Genomic DNA, 20337 nt, shown 5'->3' with positions numbered 1-20337 from the left:
GGTTAATTGTTTTCTAAAAAATAATTCGGCACTAAAAAATAAAAAATACTATTTTTATAAAAATTTTGAATGGCAATGAACTTAAGTTATTGGGAAATTAAAAACTGGTTTTCAAATGTAGATTTCACTATTGTAGGAAGCGGAATTGTTGGCTTACACTGCGCTTTAAACTTACGTGAGCGATTTCCAAACAGCAAAATTTTGATTCTTGAAAAAGGAATTTTACCACAAGGAGCAAGCACAAAAAATGCAGGATTTACTTGTTTTGGAAGCTTGTCAGAAATTATTGACGACTTAAAAACACACTCAGAAGAAGACGTTTTAAATTTGATTCAAAAAAGATGGAATGGTTTGCAGTTATTGCGAAAACGACTTGGAGATTCTGTCATAGATTTTAAACCTTATGGCGGATATGAATTGTTTTTAAAAGAAGACGAAAATACTTATAACGAATGTTTACAGAAACTACCTTTTATAAACGACATTCTCAAACCATTTTTTAAAACCGATGTTTTTGCAAAAGAAGTCGATCGATTTGCGTTTGAAAACATAAAAGAATATTCAATTTTCAATCAATTTGAAGGTCAGATTGACACTGGAAACATGATGCAAGCTGTAATGAAAGAGGCGATTTCAAAAGACATTCTAATTTTAAATCAAGCTGAAGTTTCTTCTTTTTCTGATAAAAATACTGGTGTTGAAGTTGTAGTGAATGGTTATTCATTTGAAACTAAAAAATTGCTTTTTGCCACCAACGGATTTGCCTCAGAACTAACAAACAACGCTGTAAAACCAGCACGAGCACAAGTTTTAATTACCGAACCAATTCCGAATTTAGACATAAAAGGCACTTTTCATTTGGATAAAGGCTATTATTATTTCAGGAATTTTGAAGATCGAATTCTACTTGGCGGCGGACGAAATTTAGATTTTGAAGGCGAAACCACAACGAGTTTATCGCAAACCGATTTAATTCAGAATCGATTGGAAGAATTATTAAAAAATGTAATTTTACCAAATCAAGATTTTAAAATTGCACATCGCTGGAGTGGCATTATGGGCATGGGAAATAGCAAAAATCCTATCGTCTCACAACTATCAGAAAATGTATATTGTGGTGTTCGCCTAGGCGGAATGGGTGTTGCAATAGGAAGTTTAATCGGACAAGAATTAGCAGAATTACTATAGATGGCTACAAAAAAAAACAAACCAAAAACTACTACTAACAAAACTTTTTTTCAAAAGCTAAAAACATTCGTCTGGAAATCGATGCTTTGGTTTTTTGGACTGTCAATTTTATTGGTAATCATTTACAAATGGATTCCTGTTCCATTCACACCATTAATGTTTACAAGAGTTATAGAAAATAAAATAGATGGCAAAGACGCCATTTTAAGTCATGACTGGGTTTCATTGGATGAAATTTCACCCAATCTTCAAAAAGCAGTGATTGCAAGTGAAGATGGAAATTTTTTAAAACACAATGGTTTTGATTTTCTAGCCATGCAAAAAGCATTCAAAAACAACAATCGAGGCAAGAAATTGAAAGGCGGAAGTACTATCTCACAACAAACTGCCAAAAACGTTTTTCTTTGGCAAGGAAGAAGTTACATTCGTAAAGGATTGGAAGCGTATTTTACTGTTTTAATAGAATTAATTTGGGGTAAAGAACGTATTATGGAAGTGTACCTCAACTCAATAGAAATGGGCAATGGCGTTTATGGCGCAGAAGAAGCAGCACGATACTGGTATGCGAAAAAAGCAATCGATTTAAGCACAAGAGAAGCCGCTGGAATTGCTGCAATTTTGCCAAATCCAAGAAAATATAAAGCCACTAATTCTAGTTCTTATATAGAAAGACGAAAAGGAAAAATAGTACGAGTAATGCGACAAATTGGTAAAATAGAATACTAAAAACAAAGTCCCGAAATTATCGGGACTTTGTTTTTTTATTGAAATAACGATTTATATTGTGGCCAATGTTTGTAGATTAAAATTCCGTTTAAAACGGTCACTAGTAAGGCTCCGCCAATTCCTGCTACATCAAGAAATAGATGAAATAACAAAATATTAATTGATATTGGCGCCAACAATGTTAGTGCAAATGCTACCCATTTTTTCAATAACAGCATCGCTCCTATTAAAATTTCTAAAACTCCAACTGTTTTTAAAACATATCCAGTTGCACCAAGCGAAGTCATGAAACTTGCCGCTTTTTCTGGTAATTCTGGCAAAGGAATAAAACCAAAAAACTTATTTGCACCAAATAAAACGAGCATAATTCCTAACACAATTCTAATAATTTTAGTAAACATTGAATTCATACATATTTAATTTATTGATTAGTAATATGGTAAAAATATAATTAATTTTTTACATTATACTTATATTTATATCTAATTTTTTACACTATTGATTTTGTATAAAATTAAAAATTGCATATCTGTAACTTTTTTACCAAATCATCATCTAATAGAAATAAACCTTAAAATCAATTATTATGCAAGCTCATGAAATAGATTACCAAATATTTGGAGAAGAAATGCAATATGTTGAAATCGAACTCGATCCACAAGAAATAGTAGTTGCCGAAGCCGGAAGTTTCATGATGATGGACAACGGAATTAAAATGGAAACTATTTTTGGCGATGGTTCAACCCAACAACAAAGTGGTATTTTTGGACAACTTCTTTCAGCAGGAAAAAGAGTTTTAACCGGTGAAAGCCTTTTTATGACTGCTTATTTAAATCAGAATAACAATAAAAGTAAAGTATGCTTTGCATCTCCTTATCCAGGAAAAATTCTTCCCATTGATTTAAGACAATTTGGAGGAAAATTTGTTTGCCAAAAAGATGCATTCCTGTGTGCCGCAAAAGGCGTTTCTGTTGGAATAGAATTTTCTAAAAAATTAGGCCGCGGACTTTTTGGTGGTGAAGGTTTCATTATGCAAAAATTAGAAGGCGACGGAATGGCTTTTGTACATTCGGGCGGAACTTTAGCAAAAAGAGAATTGGCTTCGGGTGAAATCTTGAAAGTTGACACTGGTTGCATCGTAGGTTTTACGCAAGATGTAGATTATGATATTGAATTTATTGGCGGAATTAAAAACACGATTTTTGGAGGCGAAGGAATGTTTTATGCTACACTTCGCGGACCAGGAACGGCTTATATTCAATCGTTACCATTTAGTAGATTAGCCGATAGAATTATAGCGTCGGCACCAAAATCGGGTGGGAATTCTCGCGATGAAGGAAGTTTACTTGGCGGAATTGGACGATTGTTAGATGGAGATAATAAATTTTAAAAAAAGGGCTTTTCAATTAAATGAAAAGCCCTTTTTGTTTAGAATAAAGTTTGATTTATTGAATCACAACAGGATAAGTAACTAAAGCATCAGTTGCACCTCCAGCATTTGTAATATCACCAGTAGCAACGCCTGCCGCTAATTTATTTGGCAAATGTCTTAAGGTTACAATTACATTTCCAGAACCAGCATTACCAGTTGTAAGAGTAAAAGTTAAACCAACTGGTTTTCCGTTACCATCTAAATCGGTGTAACCAAAAGTTCCAATTGCAGCTGGAGCTTGATAAAAAACTTGATGATCTTCTCCTTCTTCTTCAACTTCAACAGTGATATCTTCTGCTGGAGTCACTGTTTCGTTTAAAAAACTTACTTCACCATTATAAACAGTATTCGCAGCTAAATTACCCGAAGTTGTAAAAACTGGAGCATTCGGACCATCACCATCTAAATCTCTCGAAGTTAGCGTAATTGTACTAGAACCATTTGTTAATCTTGTGGTTACAGTTGTGATCACTTCTTCTTCATTTACAGGTCCGTTATCATCATCGCTACAAGATGTTATAGCAATTGCAGTTAGTGAAACGAATAAAATTTTAGTTGCAGTAAGGAATTGTATTTTTTTCATGATTTTAATTTTAATAATTGAATTTTAATTGAATTTGAAAGTTCCTACCCATTTCATCGGCGTAGAAACGTTGTCTGTTTAAATAATCTCTATATTTAGTATTTAAAAGGTTAAATACTGAAAACCCTATAGTTGTTAACGAATTTTTAAAGGTTTTTACTTGAATCTCTGAACTAAAATGCAAAAGATGGTACGCCGATGGAGGCTGGCTTATGTTTACCTCAACTGGAAATAACTCACCATCAACAACAATGTTAGTATCAAAGTTGTTATTTGGAAAAAGTGTTTGTCTAAAAACCATTTCGCTTTGAAGTTCTAACGATAAATTGCTCCATTCTTTTTTATTAAATTGAATTCTATTAGAAATATTCAAAGGTGGCATATCAATAATTGCATCATCGTTGGTTTTGTCCTTTCCGTTTACGTAAGAAAGCAATAATTTATGCTGCCAATTCTCCGTAATTTTCCACTCCGAATTGAAATCAATTCCTACTAACAATGCATTAGTTTGTTGGTATTCCCAAACTGGGAAAGCACCACGAATGGTCGTTTCAAAACCAACCGGTTTCAAGAACATATAATCTTCAATGTAATTTAGAAACGGACTTATATTAATGTTAAAACTTTGAAATTTCTTGCTAAGCGAAGTACTTATTTTATTGGATTTTTCTTGTTTTAATCTCAAATCGCCCAACTCAATCATACCACTAGAATGATGCAATCCATCACTAAAAAACTCAGAAGGATTTGGATTTCGAACCGCATGACTAACATTAAAATACAACTCATAATCCTTACCAAAAGAATACTGTGTTCCCAAACTTGCTGAAAAATTATGAAACGTAAACTTGGGTTTAGTCAACCATTGTGTGCCAAAATCTTCAACTATAAAAGAATCAAATTCTGGGCTGTAATTTCGTTCAGTCCATCGTGATTTCAAATAATATTTGGTTGCTTCAATAGTTGAAAAATCATAACGAACTCCAGCTTCAACCGAAAAATGTTCTGAAATATGATTGTCAACAATAGCATAAATTCCGGCATCAAACTTATTATAACTAGGTATCAATGGTCGAACGCCAGTATTAGGATTTGCAGAATTAATTTGAAACAAACCCATCACACCCGATTTTACATCCCAAGCATCAAAACTCAATTTATAGTCGGCATTAAAAGAATGTGTCATCAAATCTAAATCTAATGCAGGTCTAGAATCTTCAACTCCAGTTCTTAAATCAAACTCTTTTCTATTGTTGAATTGAAAAGCATATTGAAAACTAATAGTTTCACCATCCTTTAGATAATAATTGTAATTGAGTTTTGCTAGATGATGTTGCACTTTCTGCTTCGGATTTTTAATCGAATAAGTGAAATCTTCAACAACAGAAGGCGTTTGGTTGTTAATCGAATTATACAAATCGGTAACATTCCCAATGTGAGAAGCACTCAAAATTCCGATTGTTGCATTGTACAAACTATAAAAAGCCGAAAAATCATATTTCTTTCCAATGTACTTTACATCTCCAGAAAAATTAGCTTCACGGTTTCCAGTATTTGACAAAACATAATCTGGTGACTCTCTATCTCCATAGTATTTGAAACTACCTTGTGCATTCCAAGTCCAATCGCAAAAATTACCTTTATGCAAACTTGATGAAATAGTTCCGCCTCGACCATTAGATTCTGTGGTTACTATAGTTTTGCCAATAAGCGTGTCTTTCTTTATTGAAATTGGATCAACGATAACAATTCCTCCAATAGCATCGCCACCATATTGCAAAGCAGACGCACCTTTAATCACAGAAATTTTTCCAGCAGCATTTACATCAAGGTTTGGAGCATGTTCCATTCCCCATTGTTGGTCTTCAAGTTTAACATTGTTATTATAAATACCAACCCTACTGCTGTGCAATCCATTGATAACCGGTTTTACAATCGTGCTTCCGCTCTTTAGAATAGAAATTCCAGAAACTTCTTTTAGAACATTTCCCAAGGACTGACTGCTGTATTTATCAATAGTCTTTTCTTTAATCTTCAATTCGTTAACCGAAAGATTGTGATAATTATCCTTATGTTTTACAACAACGTCATCTAGCATTTCTCGTTTCACTTTCATTTGAAAATTTAACTCAAGATTTCCGTTGATAGTAAGTAAGGTATCGATAGATTTATAGCCAACGTAAGTGATTAAAATTTTCACTTGTCCGTTGGGAATATTACTTAAAGAATAGAATCCGTCTTTTTTACTTAAAGTAGATTTTGATGCGATGTGAATGTGCGCTTTATCGAGAGCTACATCATTCTCATTGACTATTTTTCCGCTAATTGTATTTTGGCTAAAAACAAGTCCAAAACACAAAAAACAAAAAACCAAACTGAATTTTTGCATAGTTATTTTACTAATTCATTAACACTTATAGGGTGAAATAAACTATAAAATGGGTGGACCGCGAAGTAAAAAAGAACTTCCTTTAAAGAAAGATATATCATTGGAAGCAACAAAGAAAAATACTTTGCTGTTTACAAAATTGATTTTTGATTTGGTAGCTTTTTGAAAAGTATCAACAGCCGAACTAAAAGTAAATTCGCAAGCAAAACAATGATCAAAATGATGACTGTGTGTGATTTGAGAAGTGTTTTCAGAATAATTGTGATGACATTCTTTTGTAGCAAATGCTTCTTCTAGATGATGAAAAGAGTGAACAGACTGAAGTAGTATTGCAAGGAATACTATCAATCCGAACAAAAAACTTCCTATGGAATATTTTCTTTTCATAAGCGCAAATGTAAACAACTGAAAATAAAAAATCGTTTGAATTAACAATTTTTATGAATTGAAAACTCAAACGATTTATAATTTATAAAAGACTAAACCAATTTGTTAGCCACTAAATATTCTGCAATTTGAATAGTATTGGTAGCAGCACCTTTTCTTAAATTATCGGCAACAATCCACATGTTTAGTGAGTTTGGCTGGCTTTCATCGCGGCGAATTCTACCCACAAAAACATCGTCTTTACCTTGTGCAAACAATGGCATTGGATATGTGTAAGTATCGTTATTGTCCTGAAGCACAACTCCATCGGTATGATGTAAAATAGAACGAATCTCATTTACATCAAAATCATTAGAAAACTCAATATTCACAGCTTCACTATGTCCGCCAACAACCGGAATTCTAATTGCCGTTGCAGTAACAGCAATCGTTCTGTCACTAAGAATTTTTTGAGTTTCACGAACCAGTTTCATCTCTTCTTTAGTGTAACCGTTTTCTTCAAAACTGTCACATTGTGGAATTGCGTTTCTGTGAATTGGGTATTTGTACGCCATTTCGCCTTGAACTCCAGCATATTCATTTTCCAATTGCTGAACAGCTTTTACACCAGTTCCAGTAATTGATTGATATGTAGAAACGATAACGCGTTTGATATTGTATTTTTTATGTAACGGATTTAAAACCATCACCATCTGTATTGTAGAACAGTTTGGATTGGCAATAATTTTATCCTCTTTTGTCAATTCAGATGCGTTGATTTCTGGAACGATTAACTTTTTAGTTGGATCCATTCTCCAAGCCGATGAGTTGTCTATTACAGTTGTTCCTGCTGCTGCAAATTTTGGAGCCCATTCTAGCGAAGTTTCTCCTCCAGCCGAAAACAAAGCAATATCTGCTTTCATGTCGACTGCTGTTTGTAAACCAACTACCTTGTACTTATTACCCTTAAATTCAATTTCCTTACCAACAGATCGCTCTGAAGCAACAGGAATTAATTCGGTTACAGGAAAATTTCTTTCCGCCAATACTTGAAGCATCACTTCGCCAACCATTCCGGTTGCGCCTACAACAGCAACTTTCATATAAATATATTTAGATTTTAATAAATTTTTGAAGTACAAAAGTAGATAGAAAAACAATTAGTTTATCAACTTTCTTTAAAAAGAAAAACCGCCTCAATTATGAAGCGGTTAAGTACTGAAACTAGTTCAGTATAAATTAGAATATATACTGTAGCGGTTTATTATTTTTTTAACAAATCTCTAATTTGAGTAAGCAATTCTTCTTGAGTTGGTCCTGCTGGAGCTGGAGCTTCAACTGGTTTTTTCATTTTGTTGTAAGCTTTTACAATCATAAACATAACGAATCCAACTACAACTAAACTCACAATTGAATTAATCCAAGCACCGTAGCGAACTGCATTCTCTGGGCTAGTTACTGCTCCTGCAGCATCTTTAACTTCTGGAGCTAAAACATACTTAAGTGCAGAAAAATCTACACCACCAGTTAACATCCCTACTAATGGCATCACTATATCAGCAACAAACCCATTAACAACTGCGCCAACTGCACCTGCCATAATTACTGCAACAGCAAACTCAATTACATTGCCAGTCATAATAAAATTCTTAAACTCTTTTAACATGATTTTTGTTTTTATTGGTTATTGGTGCAAAACTAATTAAAAAAATTAACATAATATTATATTTTTTTGTAGAATTAGTACTACTTAATGTAAAAATTCTCTAATTTTTTAATAAAATAGTACATAAATCTCAATGACAAAAATAAAAAAACCCTACTCTTTTATAAACTTCCCACTGATTTCGCCTTTTTCTGTATGCAATTTAATGATGTAATTTCCTGTTTTTAAATCAGCAACATTTATAGAAGTACGTGGATTTGTAGTAATTTGAACCAATTGTCCTAACATATTATAAATGTTAATGGATCGTATGTTTTCAAAATCTTGAATATTCAAATTCAAAATGTCTTTAGCAGGATTTGGTGACAAACTCAAATAATTATCTAAATTGAAAGTGTTATTTGCCAAAGTTTGAAACGTGCTTGTTGCAGTGTTTGTTACAATAGGAAAATTATAATCAAAATAGATATTAGCCAAATTGCTGATGGTATTTCCAACAACCAAAGTTGACTTAGTTTTAATTTTGAAAACTACGTAACCATCATTTGTTGCATCATTAAAAGGAAGATTGATGTCTTCAAAAATGAATTCAACTTTATTAGGGTTTGTAATTCTTGTAACGCAACTGTGCGATGAATCGGTTATTTGTAATGTTGCAATATCAAATTTTGTCGTGTCAATCATGTCTTTAACAACAATATTTTCTGCTGGAAAAGTTCCAGTGTTTTCAAATCGAATTTGATAATGAACATATTGCCCAATCATACTTGGGTTAATCGTTGTTCCTTCTAAACACCTTTTATCATTTGGATCATAAGAATTTACAACCGTTTGGCGTAACGAAAAAGTATTATCAACTGGTGTTTCATCGGTATTTAAACCATTAATTACAGCTGTATAATTCAAAATATCACCTGCATTTACAGCAGGCGTTTCCATTGGCGAATTTACATTTAAAGTTACTACAAATTCACCAGTTTGAAAAGGAGTAATTGTTCCAATGTTCCATGAAACCGAACCTGTACTTGTTGTCGTTGGCGCTAATGTAGAAGCAATGTAATCTAAAACAGAATCGCTATAATTAAAAACTATAGTTGCCGTTTCACTTTGATTTCCTTTATTTTTGTATTTGATTTTATATTTTGCATCAAATCCTGGTCGAGCAGGAACAATCGGAATTATTACCACTTCCAAATCGTGTCGAACGCCATTGGGTGTTATACAAAAATTTTGATTAAATGGACTTGTAGTCGCAGGAAAAGTAACTGTCGCACTTGTTGGCGAAGACGTAAAATAACTTGGATTTTCAAATAATGGTGTAACGGTATGCGTTCCTGCAGAAACAGGAATTGAATAATTACCAGAAACATTAGAAATTAAAGTACCTGAAATTGTACCATTAGTTATTGTGAATTTTAAATTTGGATAAAAACCGTCTGTTGCATCACAACCATTTGAATTTCCATCAAGTTTGTTATTCCCTTGAATTGTGTAATTAGTTCCTCCTGGCGTAAATGAACAATAGCTATTAACATGGCATGTTGTGGAATAGCCGTATTGATTTATCTTTGATTGAACAAATGGTATATCTTCTTCATCAGCACATACATATTCAAGAGTTGGATTTGAAGAAAAGTTTAATTGAATAACAGAAGAATTAATTGGATTGGTAATCCCATTCAAAAATAATGAAGTAAGAAAATTATTGTAACATTCTAAATGTTCTAAGTCTGTTAAGCCACTTAAATTTAGAGTTGTCAGTTGGTTGAACTCACAGTATAAGTTAATTATATTAATTGAGCCACTAACATTTAAATTTGATAATTGATTATTTTTACAATCTAAATGTTTCAAATTTAATAAGCCACTAACATTTAAATTTACCAATTGATTATCACTACAATATAAAGTCTCTAAATTTGTTAAACCATCTACATTTAAAGTAGACAATTGGTTTTCAAAGCATTGTATCGTAGATAAATTTATTAAACCATTTACATTTAAACTTGAAATTTGGTTATAAACACAATATAAACTTTTTAAATTTGTTAAGCTACTCACATTCAAACTTGAAATTTGATTATTAAAACAATCCAAAAATTTTAAATTTGTTAAACCATTAATTGAGCTTAAATTTGTTATTTGGTTATTATTACAACTTAAAGTTACCAAATTTGAAAAACTATTTATTCCTTGTAAATTTGATATATTAGATTAGTTTACACTTAGAAATTTTATCATTAATGCTTCGCTAACTTGTATTTCACCATCGTTATTAGTGTCTATTGTGTTATAAGTAGAAACCGAACCATAATAATTTTCAGGTATTTGATTTGAAGCAACAGGATTATCAGAACTCGCACTCAACAACTTCGCCTTAAAATTAGCGTCAGGAATATTAACAATCTGCGCATTAGCAACAAAACATAACAACAAAGTCAATAAAGAAAAGTAAAGTTTTTTCATAGAGGTAAGTAATTATAAATCAAATATAAATAATGTTTTGTAAGAAAAAAATTATTCTCGATAAAACACCCTTTTCACTCGTTGCGAGATACTTGTCATTATTTCATAAGGAATTGTGCCTAGTTGTTTTGCCATGAAATTTACCGTTGGGTTTTCTCCAAAAATGATTACTTCACTTCCTTCTTTGCAATCAATTTCGGTGATATCCGCCATCAACATGTCCATGCAAACGCTTCCTAAAATGGGTGCTTTTTTGTTTTTTATAACTACATAACCATTACCATTTCCCCAATGTCTAGAAATTCCGTCAGCGTAACCTATTGGAATTGTGGCGACTTTGGTAGTTTTTGTCGCCATAAATCTTCTGCCATAACCAACACTTTCGCCTTCGTCTATGGTTCTAATTTGAGAAATAATCGATTTTAACGTTCCTACGTTTTGTAGTGATTTTTGCTCGTCATCATCGTTAGAAATTCCGTAAAGTCCTATTCCTAGTCGTACCATATCGTATTGCGCTTGAGGAAAATTGGAAATTCCAGAAGTATTTAAAATATGACGAATTGGATTTATCTGTAATTCTTCCATTAATTTGGAAGATAATTTTTCGAATAATTTTATTTGCGAAAGCGTAAAATCTACAAATTTCATATCGTCACTGGTTGCCAAATGCGATAGTATACTTTTCACTTCCACCAATTTAGTGCCTTTGAGTTTTGCAATTAATTCATCGATGGTTTCTTCTTCAAATCCCAATCGGTGCATTCCTGTATCTAACTTGATATGAATTGGAAAATGCTGTAATTTTTTGCTTTCGGCAATTTTTAAAAAAGCGTTCAATCCTTTTATCGAATAAATTTCGGGTTCCAATTGATGCTGAATTATCGCAGAAAAACTCGTATTCTCTGGATTCAAAACCATAATCGGCAAATCGATTCCGGCGTTTTTTAGCGAAATTCCTTCATCGGCGAAAGCCACACCAAGATAATCTACTTTGTGATGCGAAAGTAATTTTGCAACTTCAAATCCGCCATTTCCATAACCAAACGCTTTTACCATAACCATCAATTTGGTTTCGGATTTCAGTTTAGATTTATAGAAATTCAGGTTATGACTTATGGCATTCAAATTAATTTCTAAAACTGTTTCATGCGTTTTTTCTTCTAACAAAGAAACGATTTCTTCAAAGTGAAAATGCCTTGCTCCTTTTATTAAAATGGTTTCGTTTTCAAATGAAATAGTATCAATGGCATCAATAAATTTTTGAGTAGAATCGAATGCTAAGCAGTTCGGAAACTTACTTTTAAAACTCGAAATAGTTGCACCAATGGCAATTACCCGATGGATTTTATTAGATACAATTAATTGCGAAACTTTAGAATACAATTCTTCCAAAACCAAACCCGATTGAAAAATATCGGATAAAATTAACGTCTTCTTTTTATATTGTTTTTGACTTTCCAGAAAATCTAAAGCAATTTTTAACGACTGAAAATCAGAACTATAACTGTCGTCAATAAGCGTTGTATTGTTGCTTCCGTTTTTAACTTTCAATCGCATTTCAACTGGAAACAAAAGTAACATTCGTTCTTGAATCACTTCCTGATTGTAATTGAAATACAACATAACCATCAAACATTGAATCGCATTTTCTATCGAAGCCTGATCGTTGAACGGAATTGTAATAACGAAACAAAATTTCTTGTAGGTAATTTTGAGTTCGGTTTTATCGGATGATTCTTTAGCAATGATAAAAACGTCGGCTCTTTTATCGTCTGAACTCCAAGAAAAGGTATTTATTTTTGGATTTAAAAACGCTTCAATAGTTTTATTTTTATTCATTATTAAAACCTCAACCGAAGTAAAAAGTTTTAATTTTTCTTTAATTTTTTCACCAATACTTTCAAAACCTTCATCGTGCACCGAACCAATATTCGATAAAACTCCAATAGTTGGTTGAATGATTTTTTGAAGATGTTCCATTTCGTTTTTCAAGGAAATTCCAGCTTCAAAAATCGCAAGATTGTGCTTTTCATTAATTCCCAAAACCGAAAGTGGCACTCCAACTTGTGAGTTATAACTTTTGGGCGAACGAATAATGTTATAATCAGGACTTAATAAAAAATTGAGCCATTCTTTTATAATGGTTTTTCCGTTACTACCAGTAATTCCGATGATTGGAAAATCAAAATTACTTCTGTAAAATGCAGCAAAAGTCTGCAATGCATCAAGCGTATTTTCAACGATTAAAAAATTAGCTTTGCCTTCCAACTCTTTTGGAATGTGATTTACAACAAAATTTAACACGCCGTTTTCTATAAGTTCGGCTATGTAAAAATGTCCGTCGTGATTGGGTCCAATAATTGCGAAAAATAAAGTACTGTCGCTATTTTGCAACGATCGACTATCGATAGAAACCGAGTCGATGATGGCTATTTCATTAGTTCCAACGAATTGGGCTTTAATGATTGGGATGATATTTCGTATGGAAAGTGTCAAAGTTGGTTTTTTTCGAAATAAACAAGAAATTCTTCAGGAGTCATAACAGTAATTTTTGAGCTTTTAAATCCTTTTTTATCTCTTGTAATTATATAATCACAATCATGATAAACAGCACTATTATATTGAACTGCATCTTCAAAATCTTCAAAATCTGAAATTAAACTTTTATCAATATTTAATTCATCTATGATTGATACATTACAAATAATTCTGAATTTCTTTAATGTTTCTAGGACTAATTCTTTTGGATTTACCTTAGAAGCAACGTAAAAAGTGTTAACAAATGATAAAGAAGAAGTAAATAATTCTATCTTATTTTTTTCAGCAATATTGATGATTTTTGCTATCGTTGTGTAAAAAGGATTTCTAATGATAATTAAATCAATCATTACATTGGTGTCTAAAAATAATTTCACAATGAATTATATTTATTTATCAAATAATCTTGTCTGTCTTTTTTATAATCAAAATCGGAAGGAATTCCACCATTTTTTAAAGAAATACTTTTTACAAAATCTGAAATTTCAGTTTCTTCAGTTTCTTCTTTATTATTTGAAGTAATAGCTTTTAGATAATTTTCAAATAGCCAAGAAAGACTAACTTTCTGCTTAGCTGCATACTCTTTAGCTTTTTCAATTACTTCTTTATCTAGTTTTAGGGTGAGTTTAGTATCCATAATAACAGCGCTTTAATTGTTATACGTACAAAAATAGAAAAAGTTTCCGTGCAACTTGTTAAATTTCTATTTTTTCTTCTCTTCCGATAAATGTTCGGCGTCTTTCACCTCTAAATTCTCACGCATAGCGTTGTAATAAGCCGCACGACTTAATGGTTCATATTCTTCGGTTTCACCTAACATCACCAATTTATCGTTGTCTGTTTTTCTAAAACTATAATTGGCTAAATTTCCTGTTCTTGTACAAACAGCGTGAACTTTAGTTACATATTCGGCAGTTGCCATTAACGCTGGCATTGGTCCGAACGGATTTCCTTTAAAATCCATATCAAGTCCAGCAACAATTACTCGAATTCCAGAATTGGCCAAATCGTTGCAGATTTTCACAATTTCGTCGTCAAAAAACTGTGCTTCGTCAATGCCAACAACATCACATCCTTGAGCCAGAATAGCAATATTTGCAGCAGCAGGAACTGGAGTTGAACGAATTTCGTTTTTGTTGTGAGAAACCACCATCTCTTCATCATATCTAGTATCGATGGCAGGTTTAAAAATCTCTACTTTTTGCTTGGCGAATTGAGCTCTTTTTAACCTTCGGATAAGCTCTTCGGTTTTTCCCGAGAACATGGAACCGCAGATAACTTCTATCCAACCAAATTGTTCTTTGTGATTTACTGTATTTTCGAGAAACATTTTGTATTTTTAGACCTTAAAAAAGGAATTGTTTTTATTACTTTGTAAAAAACAAATTTATAATAAATCAACTTAAGCTAGTCACTATAATTTCAAAAGTTATGAAAAAAAGATTGGAAGCCGAATTAATCAGCATTGCACACCGAATTTTAAAGCTAAAAAATAAATCGGAAGTAGATCAATTGTATCTAGAAACTCAAAAATTATATGAAACCTTAACTATTTTAAAGTTTTATGGTGATAATTACGACCAAGTAAAAGCGACTGTTGCTCAAGAAGATTTAGAGGAAAAACTTGTTGCATCGTTAGAGACAAAAACTCCAGAAGTTGAAGAAGAGAATCTGAAACAAGTTCAGATTGACAAAGTGGAAGAAGTTCAGATTGACAAAGTGGAAGAAGTTCAGATTGACAAGGTGGAAGAAGTTCAGATTGACAAGGTGGAAGAAGTTCAGATTGAAAAAACGGATGATGAGAATCTGAAACAAGTTCAGATTGACAAAGTGGAAGAAGTTCAGATTGACAGTAAGGAAGAACAAGTTGAAGAGCAAGAAATTGTAGCTGCAGCAGAAGAATCAGAAGTTCAAGAAGAAGCTGTTGCCGATGAACCAGTTGCTGATGAAGTTGAAGAACCAGTTATTGTTGGTGAAATTACTGTTGAGGATGAAGATGAAGTTGAAGAAGAAATTCCAGTAATTGAAGCAAAAGACGATTTAGATTTTGAACCCATTTTTGAATTAGCTTCAGAAGAAGAAACTGAAGTTGAACAACCAAAGGCAGAAGAACCAAAAGCAAAACAAAATCAAATTTCATTTGAAGATTTATTAGGTCATAATTATAGCGAACCGGTTTTTGTAAAACCAAATGATGTAACTGCATCAGTTCCGAAAAAGGAAATTGTTGAAGAAAAAGCCGAAGTTGTTGTTGATGAAAAAGTTTCTATTTTAAACGAAAAATTAGCACAAGGAATCAATATCGGATTGAACGACCGCGTAGGTTTTGTAAAATATTTATTCAACGAAAGCAGCGAAGATTTCAACCGTGTTTTATCGCAATTAAATACGTTTGATACGTATTCTGATGCTAAAAATTTCATTGACGAAATGGTAAAGCCCGACTATAACAACTGGAAAGGTCAAGACGATTTTGAAGAGCGTTTCATGGAATTGGTAGAACGTAAGTTTAAATAAATGTCAAAACTTTATATTGTTCCCACGCCAATTGGCAACCTAGAAGACATGACTTTTAGAGCCATTCGAGTTCTAAAAGAAGCCGATTTAATTCTGGCCGAAGACACGCGCACGAGTGGGAAATTACTCAAGCATTTTGAGATTTCCACACACATGCACAGCCATCACATGCACAACGAACACAAAACAGTAGAAAATTTAATTTCCCGATTAAAAGCAGGTGAAACCATTGCGTTAATTAGCGATGCCGGAACGCCAGCCATTTCTGATCCCGGATTTTTACTAACGCGCGCTTGTGTAGAAAATAATATAGAAGTCGATTGTTTGCCTGGCGCAACCGCTTTTGTTCCAGCTTTGGTCAATAGTGGTTTGCCCAATGACAAATTTGTTTTTGAAGGCTTTCTACCCGAAAAAAAAGGAAGACAAACACGTTATTTAGCGCTAGCCGAAGAAAATCGGACGATGATTTTTTACGTTTCGCCTCATAAATTAGTAAAAACTTTAGCCGAATTTGTACAGTATTTTGGAGCCGAACGACCAGTCTCAATCTCAAGAGAATTGTCTAAACTACACGAAGAAACCATTCGAGGAACAGCTGACGAAGTTTTAAAACACTTTGAAGCAAAACCACCAAAAGGTGAAATTGTTGCAGTTGTTGGTGGGAAAAAATAGTGTTCAGTTTTCAGTATTCAGTTTTTTACTAGTCTAAAACGCATATTTTGTTAACTTATATCAACAATAAACATAATATTTTGTTGTTTATAATTAACGATTTATATGTAAAATCGTTGTTCTTACTTAACAATTTTATACATTTGCGTTGTAAAATAGTCTACAATGGAAGAATTACAATATGAATTTCAGCAAAAAATTTCGCAATTATCGTTAGATTTTCAGCGCTATCTTGTTAATAGCATCGATTTAAAAAATAGATTAATTGCAATTAAAGGCGCACGAGGTTCTGGAAAAACAACGTTGCTTTTACAAATTGCAAAGAAAAAATTTGATTTGAGCAAAACATTGTACGTTAGTTTAGATCACCTTTATTTTTTTGAAAACAAATTATACTATTTAGCCAAAGAATTTTCTGATAATGGTGGTGTATATTTACTTTTAGACGAAGTTCATAAATATCCAAATTGGTCGCGAGAAATAAAATTAATTTACGATAATTTTCCATCATTAAATATAATTTTCACTTCGTCATCGATGTTAGAAATTTACAAAGCTGAATCTGATTTGAGCAGAAGAGCAGTTTCTTATAATCTTAAAGAATTGTCTTTTAGAGAATTCATTGCTTTAGAAACAGGAATCGAACTACCCACCAAATCGTTTGAAGAAATTTTAGAAAATCACAACCAAATTGCTTCCCTTTTACTCCAAAAAATAAAACCACTTGCCTTATTTTCAAAATATTTAAAAGTTGGAGCCTACCCTTATTTTAAAGAAAGTGAAGCGAATTACAATCAGAAATTACTAAATACCATCAATTTAATCATAGAAATTGACATTAATGCGGTGGAAGATTTGAATTATGAAACCTTAGTAAAATTAAAAAAACTATTAATTTCTATTGCTTCAAGTACACCGTTCACTCCAAACATCACAAAACTTAGTGAGAAAGTTGGCGTTTCTAGAAACACATTAATTCAAGCAATAAAAATTTTAGATCGTGCAGGATTGGTTAATGAATTGTACAAAGACACTTCAGGAATTGGTGTTTTAACAAAACCCGAAAAACTATTCTTAAACAACACCAATTTAATGTATGTGTTAGCCAAAGAAAACATCAATATTGGAAATGTTCGAGAAACATTTTTCTTAAATCAGTTTAAAGGCATTAGAGAAATCAATCTTTCAGAAGCATCAGATTTTATGATTGACAAAAAATACACTTTCGAAATTGGCGGTAAAAACAAATCTAAAAAGCAAATTGCAACATTAGAAAATGCGTTTGTGGCAAAAGACAGCATCGAAATTGGCTTCGGAAATAATATTCCGGTTTGGTTGTTTGGCTTTATGTATTGATTTTTTTATACATTTGATAAACATCATAAAAATCATAAGCAATTATCAAGAAAAATAATATTGAGCAAATAAAATGAAAGACCTAATAAACAAAAAATCGTTTCAAGAAACCATCGCTTACATCGATACAAATTATAATTTCACGCCAACTACTTTCAAAAACGGAAATCAAATTAATAATGCTGGTGACAATAATGGTTCTTGTAAAATTTTCGCTTTCGCAAAATTACATCAATTAGAAAAAGATGAAACTTTAGCTCTTTTTGGAAGTTATTATTTTGACGATGTTTTAAAACATCCAGAAGGAAATGACCATCAAAACATTAGAAATTTTATAAATTTTGGATGGGATGGAATTTCTTTTGAAGGTGAAGCTTTGAAGTTGAAATCTTAAATAATTTTAGAAATAACCCAAAATCTAATCTTGTCAGTTATTTAGTTTATTCTTAAATTCTTTACATAATAAATCATGAAAAAATATTTCACCATTTTATTAGTATCAGTAATCATTTTTTCTTGTGAGACGAAAGAGGAAGATGATAGCTATAAATATTTGTATGGTAAACTAGAAGAGAGTATTATCAGAGACGAGAATACTTTAAATAGCATTTATTATAAATATTGTTATGACATAAAGAATGATAGTTTAGAAAGAAAAAGATATGATAGTCTGTATAAAATTTCAGTAAGTATTGATGAAAAATTGAAAAATTTAGATTTTTCAAATCATGAGAAAGCATTAAAATTCAGAGATTCTGTTGCTAAAGTTTTTGGAATTCCATTAAAGTTTTTAAAAGATGATGACAACAAAAATTTGAATGATAGTGTTTTTAAAAAAATGATGCGAATTAATATTTTGCGTTTAAGAGAGACTTATCACGGAATTCGAATTCATAGATTTACCGCAATGAAAGTTGAAGATAAATAAATTAAAATCTGCGTCAATCCGTTAAATCTGTGTCATCCGCGTTCAAAAAAATTTCGATACTAAATAAATATTTTCATACATTTACAAAGCATACAAGCCAAAATCTAATATCAAAAATCTAATATCTAATATCCTATGCGTTGGACATTAAAATCAAAGCCAGAAAAAGAACAAGTTCAAAAACTACAAAACGAACTTCAAGTCGATGAAACCATTGCAACTTTATTAATTCAGCGCGGAGTTGAAACCTACGAACAAGCGCGAACATTTTTCAGACCTAGTTTATCCGATTTACACAATCCGTATCTAATGAAAGATATGGACAAAGCCGTTTCTCGTATTGAAAAAGCCATTGAAAACGGAGAAAATATTCTAGTTTTTGGCGATTATGATGTTGATGGAACAACTGCTGTTTCCTTAGTTTCTTCGTACTTAAAAAGTTTTTACCTAAATGTTGCTACTTACATTCCAGACAGATACGACGAAGGGTACGGAATTTCTTATAAAGGAATTGACTACGCCGACGACAACGGAATTTCGTTAATAATCGCGCTAGATTGCGGAATAAAATCCATCGATCATGTAGCTTACGCAAATGCCAAAAACATTGACTTTATCATTTGTGATCACCACCGTCCCGGCGAACAATTGCCCAATGCTGTTGCGGTTTTAGATCCAAAACGTTCCGATTGCTTTTATCCTTACGATGAACTTTGCGGTTGTGGCGTTGGTTTTAAACTAATTCAAGCTTTAGCCGAAAATCGAAACCAAACGATAGACGATTTGATTGTGTATTTAGATTTGGTTGCCACAGCAATTGCCGCAGATATTGTTCCAATGACAGGTGAAAATCGAGTTTTAGCCAAATTCGGATTGGAAGTTATAAATTCTAATCCGCGACCTGGAATTAAAGCTTTGATTCAAAATGTAAAGAAAAAGGTACTGACAATAACTGATGTTGTTTTTATAATCGCACCAAGAATTAATGCTGCTGGACGAATAAAACACGGTAACGAAGCGGTTGCTTTACTAACCGAATTCAATTTGGAACAAGCCGAAATTTTTGCTTCAGAAATTGAACAATACAATGCCGATAGAAAAGATTTAGACAAGCAAATCACGATTGAAGCGCTTTCGCAAATTGAACAAAATAATGAAAAAGAAAAATTCACAACCGTTGTTTATCATGAAAGTTGGCACAAAGGCGTGATTGGAATTGTAGCGTCACGATTGACCGAAACTTATTATCGACCAACGATTGTTTTCACAAAAAGTGGCGATAAACTAGCCGCATCGGCGCGTTCTGTAAAAGATTTTGATGTTTATAATGCCTTAGAAGCTTGTGCTGAACATTTAGAGCAATTTGGTGGACACATGTATGCTGCCGGAATGACTTTGAAAGAAGAAAACTATCAAATTTTTAAAAATGCCTTTGAAGCAGAAGTTCAAAAAACCATTCCTCCCGATTTATTAATTCCAGAAATTTCTGTGGATGCCGAAATTGATTTTG

General features: G+C 32.3%; 21 protein-coding genes and 1 pseudogene. 9 read left to right on the top strand and 13 right to left on the bottom strand.

Features of this window, described 5'->3' with window-relative positions:
* Positions 1–75: 75 nt before the first annotated feature.
* Both DIU01_RS02080 and mtgA read left to right on the top strand, forming a co-directional pair.
* The gene (locus tag DIU01_RS02080; protein WP_290831604.1) at positions 76–1188 is read left to right on the top strand and encodes an FAD-binding oxidoreductase; all 1113 of its coding nucleotides are present in this window, start codon (positions 76–78) and stop codon (positions 1186–1188) included.
* Entirely contained in the window at positions 1189–1914 is a 726-nt protein-coding gene (mtgA, locus tag DIU01_RS02075; protein WP_290831602.1) for a monofunctional biosynthetic peptidoglycan transglycosylase, read from the top strand.
* 35 nt (positions 1915–1949) lie between these two features.
* Here the strand turns inward: mtgA and DIU01_RS02070 are convergent, their stop codons facing one another.
* A complete protein-coding gene (locus tag DIU01_RS02070; protein ID WP_290831601.1) occupies positions 1950–2315 on the bottom strand; it encodes a DoxX family membrane protein in 366 nt (121 codons plus the stop codon).
* A 185-nt stretch (positions 2316–2500) separates the two neighbouring features.
* Between DIU01_RS02070 and DIU01_RS02065 the strand changes: the two genes are divergently transcribed.
* A complete protein-coding gene (locus tag DIU01_RS02065; RefSeq protein WP_290831600.1) occupies positions 2501–3304 on the top strand; it encodes a TIGR00266 family protein in 804 nt (267 codons plus the stop codon).
* A 55-nt stretch (positions 3305–3359) separates the two neighbouring features.
* Here the strand turns inward: DIU01_RS02065 and DIU01_RS02060 are convergent, their stop codons facing one another.
* From DIU01_RS02060 to DIU01_RS02005, 12 genes and pseudogenes are all read right to left on the bottom strand, one after another.
* Positions 3360–3929 (bottom strand): type 1 periplasmic binding fold superfamily protein, encoded by a 570-nt coding sequence (locus DIU01_RS02060; protein ID WP_290831599.1) that lies wholly within the window; start codon positions 3927–3929, stop codon positions 3360–3362.
* Positions 3930–3939: 10 nt separating this feature from the next.
* The gene (locus tag DIU01_RS02055) at positions 3940–6318 is read right to left on the bottom strand and encodes a TonB-dependent receptor (RefSeq protein WP_290831598.1); all 2379 of its coding nucleotides are present in this window, start codon (positions 6316–6318) and stop codon (positions 3940–3942) included.
* 42 nt (positions 6319–6360) lie between these two features.
* Positions 6361–6705: a hypothetical protein gene (locus DIU01_RS02050; protein WP_290831597.1), complete on the bottom strand. Its 345-nt coding sequence runs from the start codon at positions 6703–6705 to the stop codon at positions 6361–6363.
* 92 nt (positions 6706–6797) lie between these two features.
* On the bottom strand, positions 6798–7787 hold the full coding sequence (locus DIU01_RS02045; RefSeq protein WP_290831596.1) for an aspartate-semialdehyde dehydrogenase: 990 nt from the start codon (positions 7785–7787) through the stop codon (positions 6798–6800).
* Positions 7788–7948: 161 nt separating this feature from the next.
* Positions 7949–8350, bottom strand: coding sequence for a large conductance mechanosensitive channel protein MscL (gene mscL / locus DIU01_RS02040; RefSeq protein WP_290831595.1), 402 nt, complete (start codon positions 8348–8350; stop codon positions 7949–7951).
* Positions 8351–8503: 153 nt separating this feature from the next.
* The gene (locus DIU01_RS02035) at positions 8504–10300 is read right to left on the bottom strand and encodes a T9SS type A sorting domain-containing protein (RefSeq protein WP_290831603.1); all 1797 of its coding nucleotides are present in this window, start codon (positions 10298–10300) and stop codon (positions 8504–8506) included.
* Between the two features lie 123 nt (positions 10301–10423).
* Positions 10424–10522: pseudogene (locus DIU01_RS15575) on the bottom strand (leucine-rich repeat domain-containing protein); the annotation flags it as partial.
* A gap of 42 nt (positions 10523–10564) precedes the next feature.
* Positions 10565–10816: a hypothetical protein gene (locus DIU01_RS02025; protein WP_290831594.1), complete on the bottom strand. Its 252-nt coding sequence runs from the start codon at positions 10814–10816 to the stop codon at positions 10565–10567.
* Positions 10817–10867: 51 nt separating this feature from the next.
* Positions 10868–13312 carry a bifunctional UDP-N-acetylmuramoyl-tripeptide:D-alanyl-D-alanine ligase/alanine racemase gene (locus tag DIU01_RS02020; RefSeq protein WP_290831593.1) on the bottom strand — a complete coding sequence of 815 codons (2445 nt, stop codon included), beginning with the start codon at positions 13310–13312 and terminating at the stop codon, positions 10868–10870.
* The gene (locus tag DIU01_RS02015) at positions 13309–13731 is read right to left on the bottom strand and encodes a PIN domain-containing protein (RefSeq protein WP_290831592.1); all 423 of its coding nucleotides are present in this window, start codon (positions 13729–13731) and stop codon (positions 13309–13311) included. Before DIU01_RS02015 ends, DIU01_RS02020 begins: the two co-directional genes overlap by 4 nt.
* The gene (locus DIU01_RS02010) at positions 13728–13991 is read right to left on the bottom strand and encodes a DUF6364 family protein (protein ID WP_290831591.1); all 264 of its coding nucleotides are present in this window, start codon (positions 13989–13991) and stop codon (positions 13728–13730) included. The genes DIU01_RS02015 and DIU01_RS02010 overlap by 4 nt, the downstream gene beginning before the upstream one ends.
* A 66-nt stretch (positions 13992–14057) precedes the next feature.
* A complete protein-coding gene (locus DIU01_RS02005; RefSeq protein WP_290831590.1) occupies positions 14058–14684 on the bottom strand; it encodes a thymidine kinase in 627 nt (208 codons plus the stop codon).
* Positions 14685–14785: 101 nt separating this feature from the next.
* Between DIU01_RS02005 and DIU01_RS02000 the strand changes: the two genes are divergently transcribed.
* The 6 genes from DIU01_RS02000 to recJ all read left to right on the top strand — a co-directional run.
* Positions 14786–15871, top strand: coding sequence for a hypothetical protein (locus DIU01_RS02000; RefSeq protein WP_290831589.1), 1086 nt, complete (start codon positions 14786–14788; stop codon positions 15869–15871).
* Positions 15872–16543, top strand: coding sequence for a 16S rRNA (cytidine(1402)-2'-O)-methyltransferase (rsmI, locus tag DIU01_RS01995; protein ID WP_290831588.1), 672 nt, complete (start codon positions 15872–15874; stop codon positions 16541–16543).
* 165 nt (positions 16544–16708) lie between these two features.
* Positions 16709–17899, top strand: a complete 1191-nt coding sequence (locus DIU01_RS01990) for an AAA family ATPase (protein ID WP_290831587.1) — start codon at positions 16709–16711, stop codon at positions 17897–17899.
* A 73-nt stretch (positions 17900–17972) separates the two neighbouring features.
* Positions 17973–18293, top strand: a complete 321-nt coding sequence (locus DIU01_RS01985; protein ID WP_290831586.1) for a HopJ type III effector protein — start codon at positions 17973–17975, stop codon at positions 18291–18293.
* A 75-nt stretch (positions 18294–18368) separates the two neighbouring features.
* Positions 18369–18827 carry a hypothetical protein gene (locus DIU01_RS01980; protein WP_290831585.1) on the top strand — a complete coding sequence of 153 codons (459 nt, stop codon included), beginning with the start codon at positions 18369–18371 and terminating at the stop codon, positions 18825–18827.
* A 135-nt stretch (positions 18828–18962) separates the two neighbouring features.
* On the top strand, positions 18963–20337 hold a 1375-nt coding region (recJ, locus tag DIU01_RS01975; protein WP_290831584.1), incomplete at its 3' end, for a single-stranded-DNA-specific exonuclease RecJ.

The organism is Flavobacterium sp., from assembly GCF_003525665.1.
Taxonomy (GTDB): domain Bacteria; phylum Bacteroidota; class Bacteroidia; order Flavobacteriales; family Flavobacteriaceae; genus Flavobacterium.
The sequence above is the reverse complement of the archived record's forward strand: the minus strand, read 5'-3'. Positions and strand labels throughout refer to the sequence as shown.

Bases quoted from the DNA above. Each gene is read 5' to 3' on its own strand.
- DIU01_RS02025 (WP_290831594.1), bottom strand. From the start codon at position 10,816: ATGAAAAAACTTTACTTTTCTTTATTGACTTTGTTGTTATGTTTTGTT.
- rsmI (WP_290831588.1), top strand. From the start codon at position 15,872: ATGTCAAAACTTTATATTGTTCCCACGCCAATTGGCAACCTAGAAGAC.
- DIU01_RS02045 (WP_290831596.1), bottom strand. From the start codon at position 7,787: ATGAAAGTTGCTGTTGTAGGCGCAACCGGAATGGTTGGCGAAGTGATG.
- DIU01_RS02055 (WP_290831598.1), bottom strand. From the start codon at position 6,318: ATGCAAAAATTCAGTTTGGTTTTTTGTTTTTTGTGTTTTGGACTTGTT.
- DIU01_RS02070 (WP_290831601.1), bottom strand. From the start codon at position 2,315: ATGTTTACTAAAATTATTAGAATTGTGTTAGGAATTATGCTCGTTTTA.
- DIU01_RS02005 (WP_290831590.1), bottom strand. From the start codon at position 14,684: ATGTTTCTCGAAAATACAGTAAATCACAAAGAACAATTTGGTTGGATA.
- DIU01_RS02080 (WP_290831604.1), top strand. From the start codon at position 76: ATGAACTTAAGTTATTGGGAAATTAAAAACTGGTTTTCAAATGTAGAT.
- mscL (WP_290831595.1), bottom strand. From the start codon at position 8,350: ATGTTAAAAGAGTTTAAGAATTTTATTATGACTGGCAATGTAATTGAG.
- DIU01_RS01980 (WP_290831585.1), top strand. From the start codon at position 18,369: ATGAAAAAATATTTCACCATTTTATTAGTATCAGTAATCATTTTTTCT.
- DIU01_RS01990 (WP_290831587.1), top strand. From the start codon at position 16,709: ATGGAAGAATTACAATATGAATTTCAGCAAAAAATTTCGCAATTATCG.
- DIU01_RS01985 (WP_290831586.1), top strand. From the start codon at position 17,973: ATGAAAGACCTAATAAACAAAAAATCGTTTCAAGAAACCATCGCTTAC.
- DIU01_RS02060 (WP_290831599.1), bottom strand. From the start codon at position 3,929: ATGAAAAAAATACAATTCCTTACTGCAACTAAAATTTTATTCGTTTCA.
- DIU01_RS02000 (WP_290831589.1), top strand. From the start codon at position 14,786: ATGAAAAAAAGATTGGAAGCCGAATTAATCAGCATTGCACACCGAATT.
- DIU01_RS02010 (WP_290831591.1), bottom strand. From the start codon at position 13,991: ATGGATACTAAACTCACCCTAAAACTAGATAAAGAAGTAATTGAAAAA.
- mtgA (WP_290831602.1), top strand. From the start codon at position 1,189: ATGGCTACAAAAAAAAACAAACCAAAAACTACTACTAACAAAACTTTT.
- DIU01_RS02065 (WP_290831600.1), top strand. From the start codon at position 2,501: ATGCAAGCTCATGAAATAGATTACCAAATATTTGGAGAAGAAATGCAA.
- DIU01_RS02050 (WP_290831597.1), bottom strand. From the start codon at position 6,705: ATGAAAAGAAAATATTCCATAGGAAGTTTTTTGTTCGGATTGATAGTA.